A 16,805-nucleotide genomic window follows, 5' to 3' on the forward strand; every position below is an offset into this window, starting at 1 on the left:
TCAACAGGGGACAGACCAGCGCGGGGCGGCCAGCGCCCGGAGTCCGAGCGCGGCCGGCGCAAGTGCTCATAGCTCTTGGACGCACGCCGCGACGGGAAGTTCCGCGAGGCGCGGTCCTGCCACAACCCATCAGCATCCCCGCAGCAGAAGGAACGCGGCGAGTGCGCCGCCGAGCAGCAACATGGCCGCCAGAATGGCGGCCGCCGGGACTCGCCGCCGTGGGCCGCCCGCCGCGGCTCGAACGACCTCAGGGGGGGGCGGCGGTGGCGGCGGACGCCTCGGGGGCCTCGGAGGCCGCGGCGCCTCGACGCCTCCGCCCAGAGCCTCGAGCACCTCGCGCGCCGATTGGAACCGCTCGGCCGGGTCTTTGCGGATGAGGCGGTCAATCGTCTGCCGCAGGGCGGCCGGCGCGTGCGGCGCCACCTCGTCGAGCGACGGGGCCTGCTCGTGCAGCAGCTTCGAGACCACCGCGCCCGAGGTCGGCGCGTCCACCGGCGATTGGCCGACGAGCGCGTGGTAGAACGTCGCCCCCAGCGAATAGAGGTCGCTGCGTGCATCGGCCGGCTCGCCCAGCGCCATCTCGGGCGGCATGTACAGCGGCGTGCCGAGACGCGCGCCCGGCATCGTCACGTCCACGTCCACCCCGCTGCGCTTGGCCAGGCCGAAGTCGGCCACCTTCACCTGGCCTTCGGTCGTCAGCAGGATGTTGACGGGCTTGATGTCCCGGTGCACGATGCCCAGGGCGTGGGCGGCGGCGAGGGCCGACGCCGTCTGGCGCATCAGGTCCATGGCCACCTCGGGCGGCAGGGTGGCCTCGCGCTTGAGACGGTCGCCGAGCGACTCGCCTTCGACGTACTCCATGGCGATGTAGTGGTGGCCTTCCTCCTCGCCGACCTCGAGCACCTGAATGACGTTGGGGTGGTTGATGGCGGCGGCGGCGCGGCCCTCGCGGCGGAAGCGCTCGACGAAGCTGGGGTCGCGCGTGAACTTGCTCGGCAGCACCTTCAGGGCGCACAGGAGGCTGCTCTTCGTGTGCCGAGCCTTGTAGACGGCCCCCATAGCCCCGCGGCCGATGAGTTCCAGAATCTCATAGGACCCCAGGCGGCCGCCCGGCCCCAGCACCGGCTTGGGGGCCAGAAGGTCGGCGCGCACGCGCAGCTTCACCCCGCACCCGGGGCACGACACGTAGCCGGCGCTCGGCGGCACGCACGCGAAGCGCTCGCCGCACCGGGCGCACTTGGCCTGCACGATGGCCATAGGGCCGTGGTCTCCGATTCCCTGGTCGGCGCGGCCCTTCGATGCCGCGACACTGATCATACGAAAGCCGCCGACTTCCGCAAGGCGGGAGGCCCCTTCACCTCTCCTCCCGCGGCTCACTCGAAGAACAGGCCGTCGAGCCAGAGGGTGAACGGCGCCGGATTGGCGGCTCGGAACTGAAGGCCCACCCGCTCGACGGCGCCGAGGGAGCCTTCGCCTGCCGCCGCCCGCTGCCAGTGTGCATCGCCCGCCAGCGGGATCGCGAGCAGCAGCCAGCCCTCACGGGCCTCATTGGGGTTCTCGGCGTGCTCGATGCGGTTGGCGTCGCCCACCGGCGCACAGGTCACATGGCCGCCGGGGCCGTAGAGCCGGAGCACGGGGTTGGCCCCCTTGAAGCCGAACACGCCCTCGATGCGGCGGCGGAGCCAGAAGGCGAGGCGGCTCTTGCTCCGCAGGTCGAGCGGCCTGTCGGGCGAGTAGAGCAGCTCGACCTCGCCGCCCGCGTACGGCTCGACGCGCGCCTCGAGCGAGAGACGGCCGACCAGGGCCTCGCAGGAGTCGCGGAACACGACCCGCGTGCCTTCGGGGGCGTGGAAGGACCAGCGGCCCGCCCTTGCCACGCCTGCGGCGGGCTGGCCCGCCGAGCCCTCGGTCGCGGCGTCTTCGGTCTCGCGGACCACGTACACATCCCGATAGGCCAGGCTGGCGCTGGCGCCGTTCGAGGCCGTGAGCGCCACGCGATAGAAGCCTGGCTTGGCGAACACATGCTCGGCCACCGGCGCCGCGGCCTCCACGCCCGCGAGGTCCCACGCGAACGCGAGCGCGCGGCCCTCGGGGTCCCGGCTGCGCGAGGCATCGAAGACAAGCCTCTCGCCCGCGAGCGCGCGCGACGGGCCTTCGAGGCGCACGATGGGCGAGGCGGCGCGGCCCTCCGACCGGGTCAGGCGCGTGACGTTCTCGAAAAAGTCGGGATGCTCGTTCCCCTCCGACGCATTGCCCGCGAGGTGCACGAGGTCGGCGTGCTGGGCGTGGATGCCCCAGCGGTTGTGCTCCAGGCGGTTTCCGTCGAGGAGCCAGTGGAAGGTCCGCCAGGTGCGGCCCTGCGAGGCCACGTCCCCGCGGAGCGCGATGCCCGCGCCGTTGTTGTGGTGGCAGTGGTTGCCGCGGGCCACGCAATGGCTGGCGGGCGCGCCCACGAACACGATGCCGCCGTGGCCGAAGAGCTTCTCGGGCGCGTTGTGCGGGCCGTCGGGGCAGCCGTTGTAGGCGGCCTCGTTGCCTTCGAGCAACGTGTCGTCGGAGCCCGCGAGCCAGAAGCCGTGCGAGCAGTGGTTGGCCTTGTTGCGCAGGTAGGCGTTGCCGGGATTCCAGGCCTCGAAGCCGTTGTTGTTGGCCCACGAGCAGTCGTTCTCGATGAACACGTTGCCCGTGCAGGTCCAGCCGTTGAGGCAGCGCAGGAAGATGCCGTCGCCGCCGTGGGTCACGTCGTTGCCCACGAAGTGGTTGTGGTCGGACCCGCTCTCGAGGAGCACGCCGGCCGAGTCGCGGGCGTGGACCTCGCCCGGGTCAATGCGCAGGCCCCACGAGAGATCGTTGTCGGTCACCACGTTGCGGCAGCTCGTCCAGAGCTTGAGGCAGACGTTCGAGCAGTGCGAGAAGGCGTTGCCGGCGATCCGGTTGCCGTCGCAGCCTTCGAGGTCGAGGCCGTTCCACACCCGCTGGGCGGTGTTGCGGCGCAGCACGCTGTGCGTCAGGCGGGTGAGCACGAGGCCGCCGAGGCGGCGCTCGACGTTCCAGCCCGCGGCCGGGTCGGTGAAGTTGTCCGAGAAATCGCAGTCCTCGATGAGCCAGCCCGAGCCGTCGCTCGCGGCGAGGCCGATGCGGAAGCCGCGCACCTTCAGGCGGCGCAGCGTCACGCCCGAACAGCCCTTGGCCACGACGCCCGTGCCTTGGAACGACTCGGGCTCGCCCGCGCGGCCCGGCCCGGCGAGCGTCGCCCCGTTGCCGTCAATGGTCACGCCGCTTGCGGCGATGACGAGCGGCTCGCCGAGCACGGCCCCCCGCGGCAGAACCGTGTCCTGGGTGATTCGCACGCATTCTCTCCTCAAATGCCTCCCGTGTGAGCCCACCCTTGCGTATAATACACGAGAACGCCGTCGCCTGCGAGAGCGCCATGAGCCATCGCGAGTGGATTCAACGCGTCCTTCGGCACGAGGCCGGCCTGCCGGTGCCCTGGAACCTTTCGCTCTCGCCGCCCGCGCGGCAGAAGCTGGCCGGCCGCTACGGGCCGGGGGAGATCGAGGACATTCTGGACCTGCCGCTGCGCCTGCGGGGCCCGAACTCGATCAAGCCGCTTTACGCGTCGCCGCGGGAGTTCGGGCCCACGGCCCGCGACGAGTGGGGCGTGGTGTGGACGACGAGCGACGTGGACCGCGGCTCGCCCGTCGGCCCGCCCGTCACGCGGCCCGACCTTCACGGCTTCGTCTTCCCCGACCCCGCTGCGCCTCATCGCTTCGAGGGCCTCGCCGCCTGGTGCGAGCGGCACCGCGGCTGCTACACGATCCTCTGGATCGGCGACCTGTGGGAGCGGGCCACCTTCCTGTGCGGCATGGAGAACCTGCTCCTCTGGGCCGCCCTCGAGCCGAGCTTCGTCCACGCCCTGCTCGAACGCATCGCCGCCTACGTGATGCACACGCTGGAAACCCTCCTCGAGCGCCTCATCTTCGACGGCGTGGCGCTCAGCGACGACTATGGCACGCAGCGGGGCCTGCTCCTCAGCCCCGGCGCATGGCGGGCCTTCGTGAAGCCCCACCTCGCCCGCCTCTTCGGCCGCGCGAAGGCGGCCGGCAAGAGCGTCTTCCTGCACTCCTGCGGCCACGTGCGCCCCATCGTGCCCGACCTCGTGGACCTCGGCCTCGACATCCTTCACCCCGTTCAGCCCGAGGCGATGGACATCGGGGAGCTGAAACGCGAGTTCGGCCGCCACCTGAGCTTCTGCGGCGGCCTGGGCACGCAGCACCTGATGGCGCGCGCCTCGCCCGCCGAGGTGCAGGCCGAGGTGCGGCGGCTCCAGCGCACGATGGGCGCCGGCGGCGGCTACATCCTCGAGACCGGCATCACCCTCCAGGCCGACGTGCCCCTGGCCAACCTGCTCGCGATGATTGACGCGGCGCGCCAGACCTGAAAATGGTGCGGGCCGTTCCTTAGGCGGCTTCTGTTGCCGATTCTCGTAGCGACAAGCGTCCCGCTTGTCGAACGGATGAAGAGAGCCGCAAGCGGGATGCTCGCGGCTACCATGGCGGTGGGCCGTCCCCCCATCCGGGGACGCCGCAACCGAACCTGCCTACGATTCCGGCCCGCACCCGACCTGCAAAGGAAGCGTTGCGGGCGATCCTGCCCAGTGGTATAATGCGCCCGACGACACAGTTCCCAGGCGGCCGAGCATGATAAAGGAGCGCATAATGGCCGAAGGCGTCACCGTGGTAACGGATGCGGATTTCGATGCCCAGGTGCTCAAGGCTCAGGTGCCGGTGGTGGTGGACTTCTGGGCCGAGTGGTGCGGCCCGTGCCGCAAGGTGGCCCCGGTCGTCGCCGATCTCGCCGCCGAATATGCGGGCAAGGTCAAGTTCGCCAAGGTGAACGTAGACGACAACTCCGCTACGCCGGTCAAGTTCGGCATCATGTCCATCCCCACGATGATCCTGTTCAAGGACGGCGTGATCGTGGACAAGGTGGTCGGCGCGCGCAGCAAGGCCGACTACAAGGCGTGGATCGACTCCAAGCTCTGATCAGTCCCCTCTGCCCAACAGCCTGTCCACGGCCCGGCCGATCCGCCGCTGGCCCATCAGCGCCTCGCCCACCAGCACGGCGTGCGCGCCCCAGGCGGCCACGCGCTCCACGTCCTCCCGCGTGCGGATGGCGCTCTCGCTCACCACGAGCGCCCCGCGCGGCACCGCGCGCGCCAGGCGGCGAGTCGTCTCCAGATCCGTTCGGAACGTGTGCAGGTCCCGGTTGTTGATGCCCACGAGGCGGGCGCCGGCGTCCAGCGCCTTCCTCAGGCTCGACGCGCAGTGGCACTCGACGAGGCACGCGAGGCCCAGCCCCTCCGCCTCCCCGATCATCGCCGCCAGGGCCTTCGCCGGCAGAATCTCCGCGATGAGCAGCACGGCGTCGGCCCCCGCCGCGCGGGCCTCGTAGAGCTGGTACGGCTCCAGGAGGAAATCCTTGCGCAGCACCGGGACGCCCACCGCGCGCCGCACGCGCCGCAGGTCGGCCAGCGAGCCGCCGAAGAACCGCTCGTCGGTGAGCACCGAGATGGCCGCCGCCCCGTGCGCCTCATAGGTGCGCGCGATGCGGGAGGGGTGGAAGCTCGGGCGGATGAGGCCGGCCGAGGGCGACCGCCGCTTGACCTCGGCGATCAGCGCCACGCCGTAGCGCGCGTGGGCCTGGCGCAGGGCCGCCGCGAACTCGCGCACGGGCGGGCCCTCCCTCGCCCGCGCCGCCAGCGCCTCGAGGGGGCGCTCGCGCTTCGCCCGCGCCACCTCCAGGCGCTTGTGCGCCACAATCTCCTCCAGGACCCGGTGCAGCATGCGGCGAGTGCCTCCTTTGCAGGCCCGCCGAATTGTAGCCGCCGCGGCGGCCCGGATCAAGGCCGCCTCGCCCGCGGCCCGCCGAAACCCCAGCCCGCCCGGCGCTGTAATGTCATGCGGCACACCATTGCGCAACCGCTGCTACGGAAGGAGACGCCCATGCGCAGGTTCACCTGGATAGCCCACCTCCTCGCGCTGGCCTGGGCCGCCTCAGGACCCGCCGCCGACCTCGCCAGCGTGGTGCCCGAGGACGCGCTCATCTATGCCGAGGTGAACGACCCGAAGGGCCTCTGGGCCGACTTCGAGCGGTCGGGCCTCCGCGACATCCTGCGCGCCGCGCCCCAGGCCGAGATGCAGTTCGGCGTGGCCACGGCCCTCGTGCGCGGGGCGGTCCAGCAACGGCTGGGCCTGGCGTGGGACGACTTTGTGGGGAAGCTCGGCTCGCGCTTCGCCGTCGTGCTGGCCGAGGGGGGAGGGGAGGGGCGCCCGCCCGTCTTCCTCCTCGACGCCGCCGACACGAAGGCCGAACTGACGAAGCTGCTCAAGGAAACCGTCGAGCCCGCCCTCACCAAGGCCCAGGGCAACCCGCCAGCGGCGGCGATCGCCGACGAGGTCCACGGCGACGTGCCCCTGCGCATCCTCCGCGGCCCCGGCGGCGGCCTCGCCTACGGCTTCCTGGGCGATGCCCTCCTCCTCGGCGAGCCGCCCGCCGTCAAGAAGCTCATTGACGCCCGCGCCCGCCGCCCCCTGGCCGCCAACCAGGCGTTCCTCAGGGCCCGCAAGGCCCTCGACACGCCCAAGGGCATCGTCGCCTACCTCAACCTGGCGCAGGTGATCGCCGACCACCGGCCCGTGCTGGACGGCAACCCGGAGCTCCAGCGCCTCTTCGACGCCGTGGGCCTCACCACGGTCCAATGGATCGCCCTCTCGTCCCGCTTCGACGGGCGCGGCATCCGCGACCGCGTACACCTCCACACCGGCGAGCGCCAGCTCGGCCTCATCGGCCTCCTGGGCGGCCTCTCCGCCGGCACCTCCACGGCCGCCCAGGTGCTGCCCAAGGACTGCCCGATCCTCCTCTCCCTCAACTTCAAGGACGGCCCGGAGCTCTGGCAAGGCATCGTGCGCTTCCTCCAGGCGGGCGGCCACGCCGACGGCCTGGCGCGCCTCGACGAGGGCAAGCAATCCGTGAAGCTCCAATTCGGCATCAACTTCGACGACGACTTCGTCGGCGCGCTCGGCGGCGAGGTGTTCCTGGCCGCCAACCCCGACTTCGTGGCCGAGTTCGCCGCCAAACGGCGCGCCCCGACGGCCGACGACTTCGCGTTCATCCTCGGCGCCCGCGTGGCCAAGCCCGAGGCCCTCAAGACCACCATCCACCGCCTGATGGCCGGCCAGCCCGGTGTGGGCCAAGGCATCGAGCGCAGGGTCGAGACCCACCAGGGCATCGAGGTCAACACCCTGCTCCTGCCCGACCCCGAGCGGCGGCCCGCCTATGCGTTCGTGGGCGACTTCTTCCTGGCTGCGAAAAGCGCCGCCATCATCCGCCAGTGCATAGACGCCAGGGCGGCAGGGCAGAGCCTCGCCCTCGCGCCCCGCTTCCGCAACGTGGCCGACGCCATGCCCCTGAAGCATCACGCCGTGGCCTACGCCGACATCGAGGCCCTCGCCGTCGCCCTCCTCGCCGCCGACAAGGAGCCGGCCCCCGGCGAGCCCGCGCGCCCGATCCTTGCGACGCTGGGCCTGCTCGCCGGCCAGCTCCGCGGCGCCTGCGCCGCCCTCACGGCAGGCGAGGACGGCGTGACCTTCGAGGCCTACAGCCGGCCCGGGCTCCTCCCGCTCGCCGGGGCCGTGCTCGGCTTCGCCGAGCGCCGCGCCGCCGCGCCCACGCCCGGCCCGCAGCCCAAGGGTCCCAGACCCGCCGACTTCTGAGCCGCCGGCCCGCTCCTGCAAGTGAGCTTGCAAAATCGGCGAAGGCTGGTATAATCTTCCATGCCGACGCCGGGATGGCGGAATTGGCAGACGCGCTAGGTTGAGGGCCTAGTGGCCGTTTAGGCCATGGGGGTTCGAGTCCCCCTCCCGGCACCACCTGTTCCCCCCTTTCTTACTATTGGCGTCCCGCCCGAGCGGCCAGCTACGCCCGGCGCGCCAGCCGGCCAGCCAGCCGTCTGCCGGCTCCCGCGAGCCGCCGGGCCAGGACCCGGCACGCCAGCACCGTCACCCACAGGCGCCCCCCCACCCGCCGCACGCCGCGCCCCAGGCGCACCGCCCTCCCATCCCGCTCGCGCGCGACCACGCGGCCCAGCACGTCCCGCTCTCCCACGCGGTCGGCGGCGCCGAAGGCGGCGTCGCCGCGGGTGGCCAGGAGCGCCCGGCCGCCCGCCGCGCAGCGTGCCACCACGCGGTGCGCGACCAGTTGGCCATTGCCCACGCGGTGGAGGGCGATGTCGCCCACCCGCAACTCCGCCAGGCGCGCCGGCTCCACCGTCAACACGTCGCCGTCGCGGACCATCGGCTCCATGCTGCGGCCGTGCGCGCGGAAGCGGACCGCCATCCCCCGGCGGAGAAGGTCCTCCGCCAGCTCCGCGAAGCCCGCCTGGTCCATCCGTACCTCTGTCATGCGTTCTGCCCCGGAGACCTGTGTGCCCCCATGTAACACGCGGGCCGATGGACCGTCAAGTGGCGTGGGGCGGCGGCCAGCCGAGCGAGTCCGAACAATCAGACAAGCCGGGCGGGTCCGACAAGCCGGGCAGACAGGCCTGCCCCCCGCCCCCATGCCGTATCACCCCGCCGCTCGCACGGGGGCTGCACGAGGGGCGCCTTGGCGATCCGGGGGCTTCCACGAGGGCGCTTGCCATGCTGTATCACTCTCCGGAAGATACAACTCGCGCGCTTTGGCGATCCGGGGCCTTCCCTGGCGGTCCCTCCTTGGTGTATCACCTCCCCCCCTCAAGGATGATACAGCATGAACTCGGGGGGGCGTCTCTGGATGGCGGATGCCCTTGTCCGAGCACGGCATGTCATGGCCGCCTTCCATTCGTGCAGCGGAACGAAAGCTGTTGACACCAAACCAGCGGCATGGTACAATAATTGCACAAGTGCCGACACGCGGAGCGAACCCAGGTGAGGGCCTGGATGCGTGTGTGTTCCGAGCACTCCGATTCCTGCGCGGGGGAACCCCAGAATGGCGTCGAACCTGTCCGCTACGCGCAAGCGTGGGCGAGGGCGCTACCGCCGCATCGTCACCGCCTGTGTCTCCCTCCTCGTCCTGGGGCTCGTCGCCGTGTGCGCCGTGCGGGCCGTTGCCGGCCTCACCGACACGCGCCTGCCGTGGTCCACCTTCTTCAACAACCCCTACGTCACCTACTACACGATGGACGGCAAGAAGGTCACCGACTTCGAGACCTCCTCGGACCCGACCAATGGAGGGTCCGCCGTCCAGCCCAGCGATATTGACATCGCCTCGGGTTCCCCCAACCCGGGGTCGCCGGGCACCGCGCCGTCTGTCTGGTACGGCTACTACAATGGCGGAACCCCGTGGGACCCCAACGACCCCGCCACCATGAACGACGACCGCCTGTTCTTCCGCCTGCGGGTGGGCTCGAACCCCAAGAACCAGGGCGGGAGCGGCGACAACTTTGTCGCCTATCACTGGAACATCCTCATTGATTCAGACGGCGATGGGTACAAAGAATACTGGCTCGATCTCGACGGCTCCGAACAGCCCGCGCCCCGCCTCAAGCTGATGTACAACAACGACAACACGCAGTTGATGCTGGACCCCACCGGCAGCGAGATCAACCGCTGGATCGCCCTGAGCATTGACACCGACAATCCGCCATACTCCCACACCCGGGCGCTGGCAGTGGGGGACGGTACGACCCAGTGGTTCATTGATTTCCAGATCCCCATGAGCGCCCTGAAGGACAAGTTCGGCAACCAGGTGGTCTACCCCCACACCCCCATCCGTCTCGCCTACTCGACCAGCGCGTCCAACACCGACCCCCTCCAGAAGGACTGGATGGGCTACACCCCCTTCGGCGACATCATCACCTACGGCACGCCATCCATCCGTTTCACCGACAAGACGCTGCTGCCCGACACCCAGTACTATCGCATCGGCGACCAGATCTACGTGGTCACCACGGCGCGAAGCGCCAACCAGAACATGAACGCCGTCGAGACCATCACCGTCTCCGTCACCAACCCCTCGACGGGCGACGTCGAGTGGCTCACCCTGGTCGAGACGGGGGTGAACACCGGCATCTTCTCCAACCGAGGCTCTGCCAGCGACCCCGTCTCGTCGCCCTCCACGGGCAACTTCGGCTGGATACCGTCCGTGAGCCCCAACAACACCGTGGCGGAGACATGGACCGCCACCTACGACAGCGCGAACAGCCGATGGGTCATCTCGGGCACCGTCTCGGGCTTCCAAGGCTATGCCACCGCGGGCACGGCGTTCACCTCGAATAACGGCCAGGTCTCGTTCACCATCTACAAAACCAAGTCCAAGCCTGCCAACGGCGCCACCATCACGTTCCAGACCTATGCCTCGGACCCCCTCTACACCTCCACCGCGCCCGGCACCAACGACGACGGCACCCTCCAGGTGAATGCCGGCGACTGGATCACCACCCGCTACGTGGACAACATCAACAACACCGGCAACTACGACGACTGGGCCCAGATCTACGGGCCCAACGTGCCCATCATCCGCTTCACCCGGGCCGACGGCACCGACGCCACCACCTACCAACTCACCACCGGCACCCCCGCCAGCGACCTCATCTACGTCACCGTAGACCACGCCGCCGCCAACACCAACCCCAACACCGTCCAGACCATCCAGGTCACCATCACCGGCACGAGCGGCGACCTCCAGACCATCACCCTCACCGAAACCGGCCCCAACACCGGCGTGTTCCGCAACACCACCGGGCTGGCCTCCTACGCCAGCAACACCCCTACCCTCAACAACAACCGGTTCGAGGAATACGTCGGCGGCATCGCTGCCGCCACCTACACCTACGGCGCCAACCAGCAGGTGGTGGACTACGCGAACATCATCGTCCCCAACGCCGGCACCGTCGCCTTCGTCAACGGCACCGGGATTCTCGACGTCGAGTTCTACGGAAACAACGACTACATGTGGATCAAGGTGACCGACACCAACTACGACACGAACACGAACCAGCGGGGCGTCATGACCGTGACCGTCACCAACCCCACCACAGGCGACTCCGAGCTGGTCACCCTCTACGAGACCGGCAACGGCACCCACACGTACATGAACACCCTCAACGACCTCCAGACGACGGCCGGCTCGGCGGTCGTGACCTCCTCCTACTACAACTTCCAGGCCAACGGCGTGGTCGCGGGCGACACGTTCCTTATCCTCTCCGGCCCCGACATGGGCACCTACACGGTCCAGAGCGTGAGCGGGAACTCCGTGACCCTCACCACCACCCTCACCACCACCCGCACCGCCGCCAACCCCGTCATCTTCGCCGTCGGCGACGGCACGGAGGACTCGATGCTCCTCCAGGCGAAGCTCAGCGACGGCAGCGTCGCCGCCAATGACGACTACCTGGAGTCCTACAACACCAACATCCTCGAAGTGCGTTACGTGGACACCAACCCCGCCGGCACCCTCCTCGACACGGCGGTGTTCGGCGCCAGCCCCACCGCGGCCACGATCGCCGGCCTCTCCGCCGCCAGCGAGGGCGGCCGCGTGGTGGTCCAGTGGGAAACCACCTCGGAATACGGCACCGCGGGCTTCCACCTGCTGCGCCTCCACGAGGCCAGCGGCAAGTTCCAGAGGGTCAACAGCCACCTCCTCCCCGGACTCCTCACCGCACCGCAGGGCGGCACCTACCGCCTCGTGGACCCCTCGGCGCAGGCCGGCAAGACCTACACCTATCAGCTCCTCGAGGTCGAAACGCGCGGAACCGAACGAATGCATGGGCCGTACCGCGTCACGGTGCAGGAGGCCCTCGCCGGCGGGGTGGCCTCTGCTGACGACCTCGGGCCGGCCGGCTTCAGCCGGCGCGCGCGGCCGGGCCCGCTGCCCCCCAGCGCCGCGGCGCGCGCGGCGGAGAAGCTCCTGGAGGCCGCGAACAAAGAGGCCAAGAAGGCCGCCAAAGCAGCCGCAGCCGCCGAGGCGCTGCCGAACGTGCCCGACTCGCAGCGCGCCCTCAAGATCGGCCTGAAGGAAGCCGGCCTGTACTACGTCAGCGCCGCCGAAATCGGCCCCGCGCTCGGCATGCAGCCCAGCGCCGTCGCACAAGCCATCCGCAAAGGCAAGCTGGCCCTCACCTGCCGGAGCAGACTCGTGCCCTACCTGCCCGGCCCAGGCAATGCCGGCATCCTCTTCTACGGCCTCCCCGTCCAGAGCATCTACACCGCCGAAAATGTCTACTGGCTGCGCGACGACCGCGGCCTGCTCATGGCCCGCGGCGCCGGCTGCGGCGCTGCCGCAGGCCCCACGCCAGGCACCTTCGCCCACACCGAGCACGCCGAGGTCAACCAGTTCGCACTCACCGCACTCTTCACCGACCCCGAGGCCGACTTCTGGCTGTGGGACTTCGTGTTTGCCACCCCCGGATACACCGCATTCGCCAAGAAGTCGTTCACCATCCTGGCCCCCGACGCCGCGGCCTCGGGCACGGCCACCCTCGTCGTGCGCCTGAAGGGCGCCACATCCACCGACGCCAACCCCGACCACCACGCCCGGATCGCGATCAACGGCACCCTCATCGGCGAAGGCACCTGGGACGGCACGCAGGGGCTCACCCTCACCCTGCCCTTCGGCCAGCAGCTCCTCCAGCCGGGCGCCAACACGGTCACCGTCGAGGCCCTCGCCGACACGGGAGCGGCCTACAGCACCTTCTACGTGGACTCGTTCGACCTCACCTACCAGCGGTTCTACCTGGCTGTGAACGGCAGCCTGCTGTGCGCGGCAGGCGACCGCGACGTGGTGACCGTGGGGCGGTTCGCCAAGCCGGCCATCTCGGTCTTCGACGTGACCGACCCCTGGCAGCCGGTGCTGCTCGAGGGCGCCACCGTGGAAGAGGAGAACGGCAGCTACCTGGTCAGCGTGCCGGCGGCGCCCGGCGGCGTCTACTTCGCGCTCACCCCGGGCGCGATCAAGACCCCCCTGTGGATGGAGGCCGACGTGCCGTCGCGCCTGGCCTGGAAGGGCAACAAGGCCGATTACGTGGTGATCGCGCCCGCCGCCCTGATGGACGGCGCCAAGGCCCTGGCCGCCTACCGCGAGGGCAAGAAGTTCGCCACGATGGTGGTGGACCTCGAGGACATCTACGACGAGTTCAGCTACGGCATCGTGGACCCCCACGCCGTGCAGGCCTTCCTGGCCCAGGCCAAGGGCGGCTGGAAGACGCCGCCCCGCTACGTCGCCCTGGCCGGCAACGGCACCTACGACTACAAGAACTACCAGGGCTTCGGCGACAACCTCCTGCCGCCCCTGATGATGGCCACCGACTACGGGCTCTTCGCCTCCGACGGGCTCTTCGCGCCCGGCGGCATGGCCATCGGCCGCCTGCCCGCCGCCAACGCCGCCGAGATGTCGGCCATGGTCAACAAGATCGGCGCCTACGAGGCCGCCAGCGGCAACTGGACCCGGCAGGTGGTGCTCGCGGCCGACAAGCCCGACCCCGACGCAGGCTTCTTCCCGCAGGACAGCGACGACCTCTCGGGACTCGTGCCCGCGCCCTACGCGGTAGACAAGGTCTACGCCTCGCAACTGCCCCTCGCCATCGCCCGGGCGAAGCTGATCGCCGACCTGAACAGCGGCGCCTACCTGTTCAACTACATCGGCCACGGCAGCGCCACCCAGTTCGGCACCAACACGCTGCTCAGCACGAGCGACGTGGGCGCACTGGCCAACGGCAACCGCCTGCCCGTGGTCACCGCCTTCACCTGCCTGGCCGGCCGCTTCGAGGTGCCGGGCATGCAATGCCTGGGCAAGGCCTTTGTCGTCAAGAGCGCGGGCGGCGGCATCGCCTTCTGGGGCCCCTCCGCGCTGTCCGAGAACAACCCGGCCAAGGCACTGGCCGTGGAGTTCTTCCGCCAGGTGTTCGGACGCCAGGAGGCGGTCCTCGGCGACGCCGTGCTCAAGGCCTCGGCCGCAGGGCCGCAGACGGCCCTCATCTATCAGCTCCTCGGCGATCCCGCGCTGCGCCTGCGCCGGCCGTGAGCAAGACCAGGGAGGGCGCGATGCCCGAACGCGACTGGGCTGCGGTGTTCCGAAAGCGCGACGACGTGGTCACGCGCCAGATCGTCGGCGAGACCATCCTCGTGCCCGTCCGCGGCCAGCTCATCAACATGCAGAAGCTCTTCTGCCTCAACCCCGTGGCCGCCTTCGTGTGGGACCACGTGAACGGCCAGCAAACCCTCGCCGAAATCCGCGACGCCGTGGCCGCGGCGTTCGAGGTCCAGCCTGCCCAGGCGGCGGCCGACCTCCAGGAGTTCGTGGCGGAGCTGCTCGGCGCCGAGTTGATCGAGGAGGGCCCCCGGCCATGTCCTGCCCCCAGCCGGAGCCGCTGAGCGACAGCGAGTTCCTGCGGCGCCTGAACCAGAGGGCCACCGCGCAACGGGTGCCGCTGGCCGGCAGCCTCGCACTCACCGCCCGCTGCAACCTGCGCTGCGCGCACTGCTATCTGCCGCCCCATCGGGACAACGGCGCCCGGCCGACGCGCGAGCTCGACACAGCGGCCTGGCTCTCGATTCTCGACCAGGCGGCGGACGCCGGCTGCCTGGAACTCCTCCTCACCGGCGGCGAGCCGCTGCGGCGCCCCGACTTCCCCGCCCTCTACCGGCACGCAAGGCGCCGCGGGATGCTGGTGACCGTGTTCACGAACGGCACCCTGGTGTCGGACGACACCGTCGCCCTGTTCACGGACCTCCCGCCGCGGCAGATCGAGATCAGCCTCTACGGCGCCACCGCGGAAACGTACGAGCGGGTCACCGGCGTCCGCGGCTCCTTCGAACGCTGCCTGGCCGGCCTCCGCCGGCTGCTCGAGGCGCACCTGCCCGTGAGCCTCAAGACCGTGCTGATGACCCTCAACGTCCACGAACTGCCCGCCCTCCGCCGCCTCGCCCAGGCGCACGGGGTGAAGTTCCGCCTCGACCCGGCCGTCTTCCCGCGTCTCGACGGCGACCCGACGCCGCTCCAGTGGCGCGTGCCGCCCCGCGAGGCCGTGGCCCTCGAAATGGCCGACGAGTTCACCCTGCGCGCCTCGCGCGAGCTCTTCCGCCAGCAGCGCGCGCTCCCGCCTGTGGCCACCCTCTACCAGTGCTCGGCAGGGGTCACCGCCTTCCACGTGGACGCCGACGGCGCCCTGAGGCCGTGCGTGATGGTCGCCCAGCCGTCGGCCGACCTGCGCGCGCAGAGCTTCCGCCGCGCCTGGGAGAGCGTGATCCCGGCCCTCCGCGAGAGGACGCCGCCGCCGGCATTCGCGTGCAGCGCCTGCGACAAGCGCTCCCTGTGCGGCTACTGCCCCGCCTTCTTCGCGCTGGAAACCGGCGCCGAAGGCACCCCTTCGGCCTACCTGTGCGCCCTCGGACAACTCCGCCACGCGGCCATCCTGACCACGACGGGGGAGAGGAACCCTGTGCAACGAGAGGAAGTCCACAATGGACTCTGCAACCCGACGAACGAAGAAACTGGCCTACGAGAAGCCCCGGCTGCGAGCCATTGACCTGGCCGCCGACGAGGTGCTGGCGGTGGGCTGCAAGACCGCCACCCGGTTCGCGACAGGCGCTGTTTCCTGCTGGGCCAACAACTGTAGCCGCGCGGGGTCGTGAGCCCCGCTTCCTGACGAGGCCAGACACATGGCGCCCCGCGCCAGCCTGAACGTTGCCGGCCTCACCCTGGCCCTCGACTCCCCGCGCCGGCTCGACCTCCGGAGCTTCCCCGAGTATTACCGCCCATTCCTCGGCCCCCCTGGAGTGCCCCCTCCTGGGGAGGTCCACATTTCCGTCCGCATGGAAGTGGGCGACCCAGCTCGGCCCTCGGGCGATGTCACCGTCTTCGACACGGGGGACTCGTGGGCGCTCTCGCGCGACAGCGACAGCTACTACCTCAGGCTCCACCCGAACCGCCCCAGCGGGCCGGTGCTGTGGACGGCTGTGATTTCCTGCGACTGGAGGCAGGCCACGGTTCATTGCGGCGCAGCCGCGCTCGACCGCCACGCCGATGTTGCCGCCCTCGCGCCGCCCTTGAGCTACCCCCTCGACCAGCTCCTGTGGATGTACCTGCTCTCCTTCCACCAGGGGGCGCTGGTCCACGCCGCGGGGGTCTCCCTGCGAGGCCAGGGGCTGCTCTTCCCCGGCAAGTCGGGCGCCGGCAAGAGCACGCTCGCCGGCCAGTTGGCGGCCCGCGACGGCTTCCGCGTGCTCAGCGACGACCGCATCGCCGTGCGGGAGGTTGGCGGGCGGTTCCTCGCCTACGGCACCCCGTGGCCGGGCGACCAGGGGGCGGCGCTCAACGAGAGCGCGCCCCTGTGCGCCATCTACTTCCTGCGGCACGCCGAGGCCGATGCGATCGTGCCCTTGTCGCCGCGCCAGGCCGCCGAGCGGCTTCTCCCGGCCACATCCGTCCCCTGGTACGATCCCGAGCCGATGACCCGGGTGGTTCGCGTTCTGGACGCCCTGGTGGCTCGGGTGCCGGCGTTTGAACTCCGCTTCCGGCCCGGCCCCGACGTGGTGGCTCTGCTGGAGGGCCGGACCGCTTGACTGCCGAGGGGGCCGCCGGTGCGCCTCCGGCGGCACTCGGGGGCATTTGACTTTGGCCGGCGATGCCGGTAGGCTCGATGGGAGCAGCCAAGGCCCCGAGAGGTTGCGGGTGGCCCTGCTGCGGTTCCCGACCGCTTCACCCTCACGCGACTCCGAGGCGCCTGGCGCCGGCCAGGAGTTCCCCGCATCCTTCCGCAAGCGAAGGCC

Annotated in this window: 11 protein-coding genes and 1 tRNA gene; 8 read left to right on the plus strand and 4 right to left on the minus strand. The window is 70.4% G+C overall.

All coding sequences use genetic code 11. The features are described from left to right. Positions 1-129: 129 nt before the first annotated feature. Together PLE19_01735 and PLE19_01740 are read right to left on the minus strand one after the other, a co-directional pair. The gene (locus tag PLE19_01735; GenBank protein HPD13641.1) at positions 130-1,257 is read right to left on the minus strand and encodes a serine/threonine-protein kinase; all 1,128 of its coding nucleotides are present in this window, start codon (positions 1,255-1,257) and stop codon (positions 130-132) included. A 116-nt stretch (positions 1,258-1,373) separates the two neighbouring features. Continuing rightward, positions 1,374-3,350 carry a right-handed parallel beta-helix repeat-containing protein gene (locus PLE19_01740; protein ID HPD13642.1) on the minus strand — a complete coding sequence of 659 codons (1,977 nt, stop codon included), beginning with the start codon at positions 3,348-3,350 and terminating at the stop codon, positions 1,374-1,376. 80 nt (positions 3,351-3,430) lie between these two features. On the opposite strand from PLE19_01740, the gene PLE19_01745 reads away from it, so the two are divergent. Beyond that, positions 3,431-4,441 (plus strand): uroporphyrinogen decarboxylase family protein, encoded by a 1,011-nt coding sequence (locus tag PLE19_01745; protein ID HPD13643.1) that lies wholly within the window; start codon positions 3,431-3,433, stop codon positions 4,439-4,441. Positions 4,442-4,718: 277 nt separating this feature from the next. Continuing rightward, positions 4,719-5,045 (plus strand): thioredoxin, encoded by a 327-nt coding sequence (gene trxA, locus PLE19_01750; protein HPD13644.1) that lies wholly within the window; start codon positions 4,719-4,721, stop codon positions 5,043-5,045. Here the strand turns inward: trxA and trpC are convergent, their stop codons facing one another. Further along, positions 5,046-5,846, minus strand: a complete 801-nt coding sequence (gene trpC / locus PLE19_01755; protein ID HPD13645.1) for an indole-3-glycerol phosphate synthase TrpC — start codon at positions 5,844-5,846, stop codon at positions 5,046-5,048. It abuts the gene before it with no gap. A 159-nt stretch (positions 5,847-6,005) separates the two neighbouring features. On the opposite strand from trpC, the gene PLE19_01760 reads away from it, so the two are divergent. Together PLE19_01760 and PLE19_01765 are read left to right on the plus strand one after the other, a co-directional pair. Continuing rightward, entirely contained in the window at positions 6,006-7,775 is a 1,770-nt protein-coding gene (locus PLE19_01760) for a DUF3352 domain-containing protein (protein HPD13646.1), read from the plus strand. Between the two features lie 68 nt (positions 7,776-7,843). Beyond that, positions 7,844-7,931, plus strand: a tRNA-Leu gene (locus PLE19_01765). Positions 7,932-7,977: 46 nt separating this feature from the next. Here PLE19_01765 and PLE19_01770 read toward each other — a convergent pair. Beyond that, positions 7,978-8,463, minus strand: a complete 486-nt coding sequence (locus tag PLE19_01770; GenBank protein ID HPD13647.1) for a S24 family peptidase — start codon at positions 8,461-8,463, stop codon at positions 7,978-7,980. 564 nt (positions 8,464-9,027) lie between these two features. Between PLE19_01770 and PLE19_01775 the strand changes: the two genes are divergently transcribed. From PLE19_01775 to PLE19_01790, 4 genes are all read left to right on the plus strand, one after another. After that, positions 9,028-14,058: a C25 family cysteine peptidase gene (locus tag PLE19_01775; protein HPD13648.1), complete on the plus strand. Its 5,031-nt coding sequence runs from the start codon at positions 9,028-9,030 to the stop codon at positions 14,056-14,058. Positions 14,059-14,078: 20 nt separating this feature from the next. After that, positions 14,079-14,408 carry a PqqD family protein gene (locus PLE19_01780; GenBank protein HPD13649.1) on the plus strand — a complete coding sequence of 110 codons (330 nt, stop codon included), beginning with the start codon at positions 14,079-14,081 and terminating at the stop codon, positions 14,406-14,408. Next, positions 14,381-15,562 (plus strand): radical SAM protein, encoded by a 1,182-nt coding sequence (locus PLE19_01785; GenBank protein ID HPD13650.1) that lies wholly within the window; start codon positions 14,381-14,383, stop codon positions 15,560-15,562. The genes PLE19_01780 and PLE19_01785 overlap by 28 nt, the downstream gene beginning before the upstream one ends. Before the next feature lie 133 nt (positions 15,563-15,695). After that, entirely contained in the window at positions 15,696-16,598 is a 903-nt protein-coding gene (locus PLE19_01790; protein HPD13651.1) for a hypothetical protein, read from the plus strand. The last annotated feature ends 207 nt before the right edge of the window (positions 16,599-16,805 follow it).

The sequence above is a fragment of the Planctomycetota bacterium genome (genome assembly GCA_035384565.1).
GTDB lineage: Bacteria > Planctomycetota > PUPC01 > DSUN01 > DSUN01 > DAOOIT01.

Bases quoted from the DNA above. Each gene is read 5' to 3' on its own strand.
- trpC (HPD13645.1), bottom strand. From the start codon at position 5,846: ATGCTGCACCGGGTCCTGGAGGAGATTGTGGCGCACAAGCGCCTGGAG.
- PLE19_01780 (HPD13649.1), top strand. From the start codon at position 14,079: ATGCCCGAACGCGACTGGGCTGCGGTGTTCCGAAAGCGCGACGACGTG.
- PLE19_01785 (HPD13650.1), top strand. From the start codon at position 14,381: ATGTCCTGCCCCCAGCCGGAGCCGCTGAGCGACAGCGAGTTCCTGCGG.
- PLE19_01745 (HPD13643.1), top strand. From the start codon at position 3,431: ATGAGCCATCGCGAGTGGATTCAACGCGTCCTTCGGCACGAGGCCGGC.
- PLE19_01790 (HPD13651.1), top strand. From the start codon at position 15,696: ATGGCGCCCCGCGCCAGCCTGAACGTTGCCGGCCTCACCCTGGCCCTC.
- PLE19_01760 (HPD13646.1), top strand. From the start codon at position 6,006: ATGCGCAGGTTCACCTGGATAGCCCACCTCCTCGCGCTGGCCTGGGCC.
- trxA (HPD13644.1), top strand. From the start codon at position 4,719: ATGGCCGAAGGCGTCACCGTGGTAACGGATGCGGATTTCGATGCCCAG.
- PLE19_01735 (HPD13641.1), bottom strand. From the start codon at position 1,257: ATGGCCATCGTGCAGGCCAAGTGCGCCCGGTGCGGCGAGCGCTTCGCG.
- PLE19_01775 (HPD13648.1), top strand. From the start codon at position 9,028: ATGGCGTCGAACCTGTCCGCTACGCGCAAGCGTGGGCGAGGGCGCTAC.
- PLE19_01770 (HPD13647.1), bottom strand. From the start codon at position 8,463: ATGACAGAGGTACGGATGGACCAGGCGGGCTTCGCGGAGCTGGCGGAG.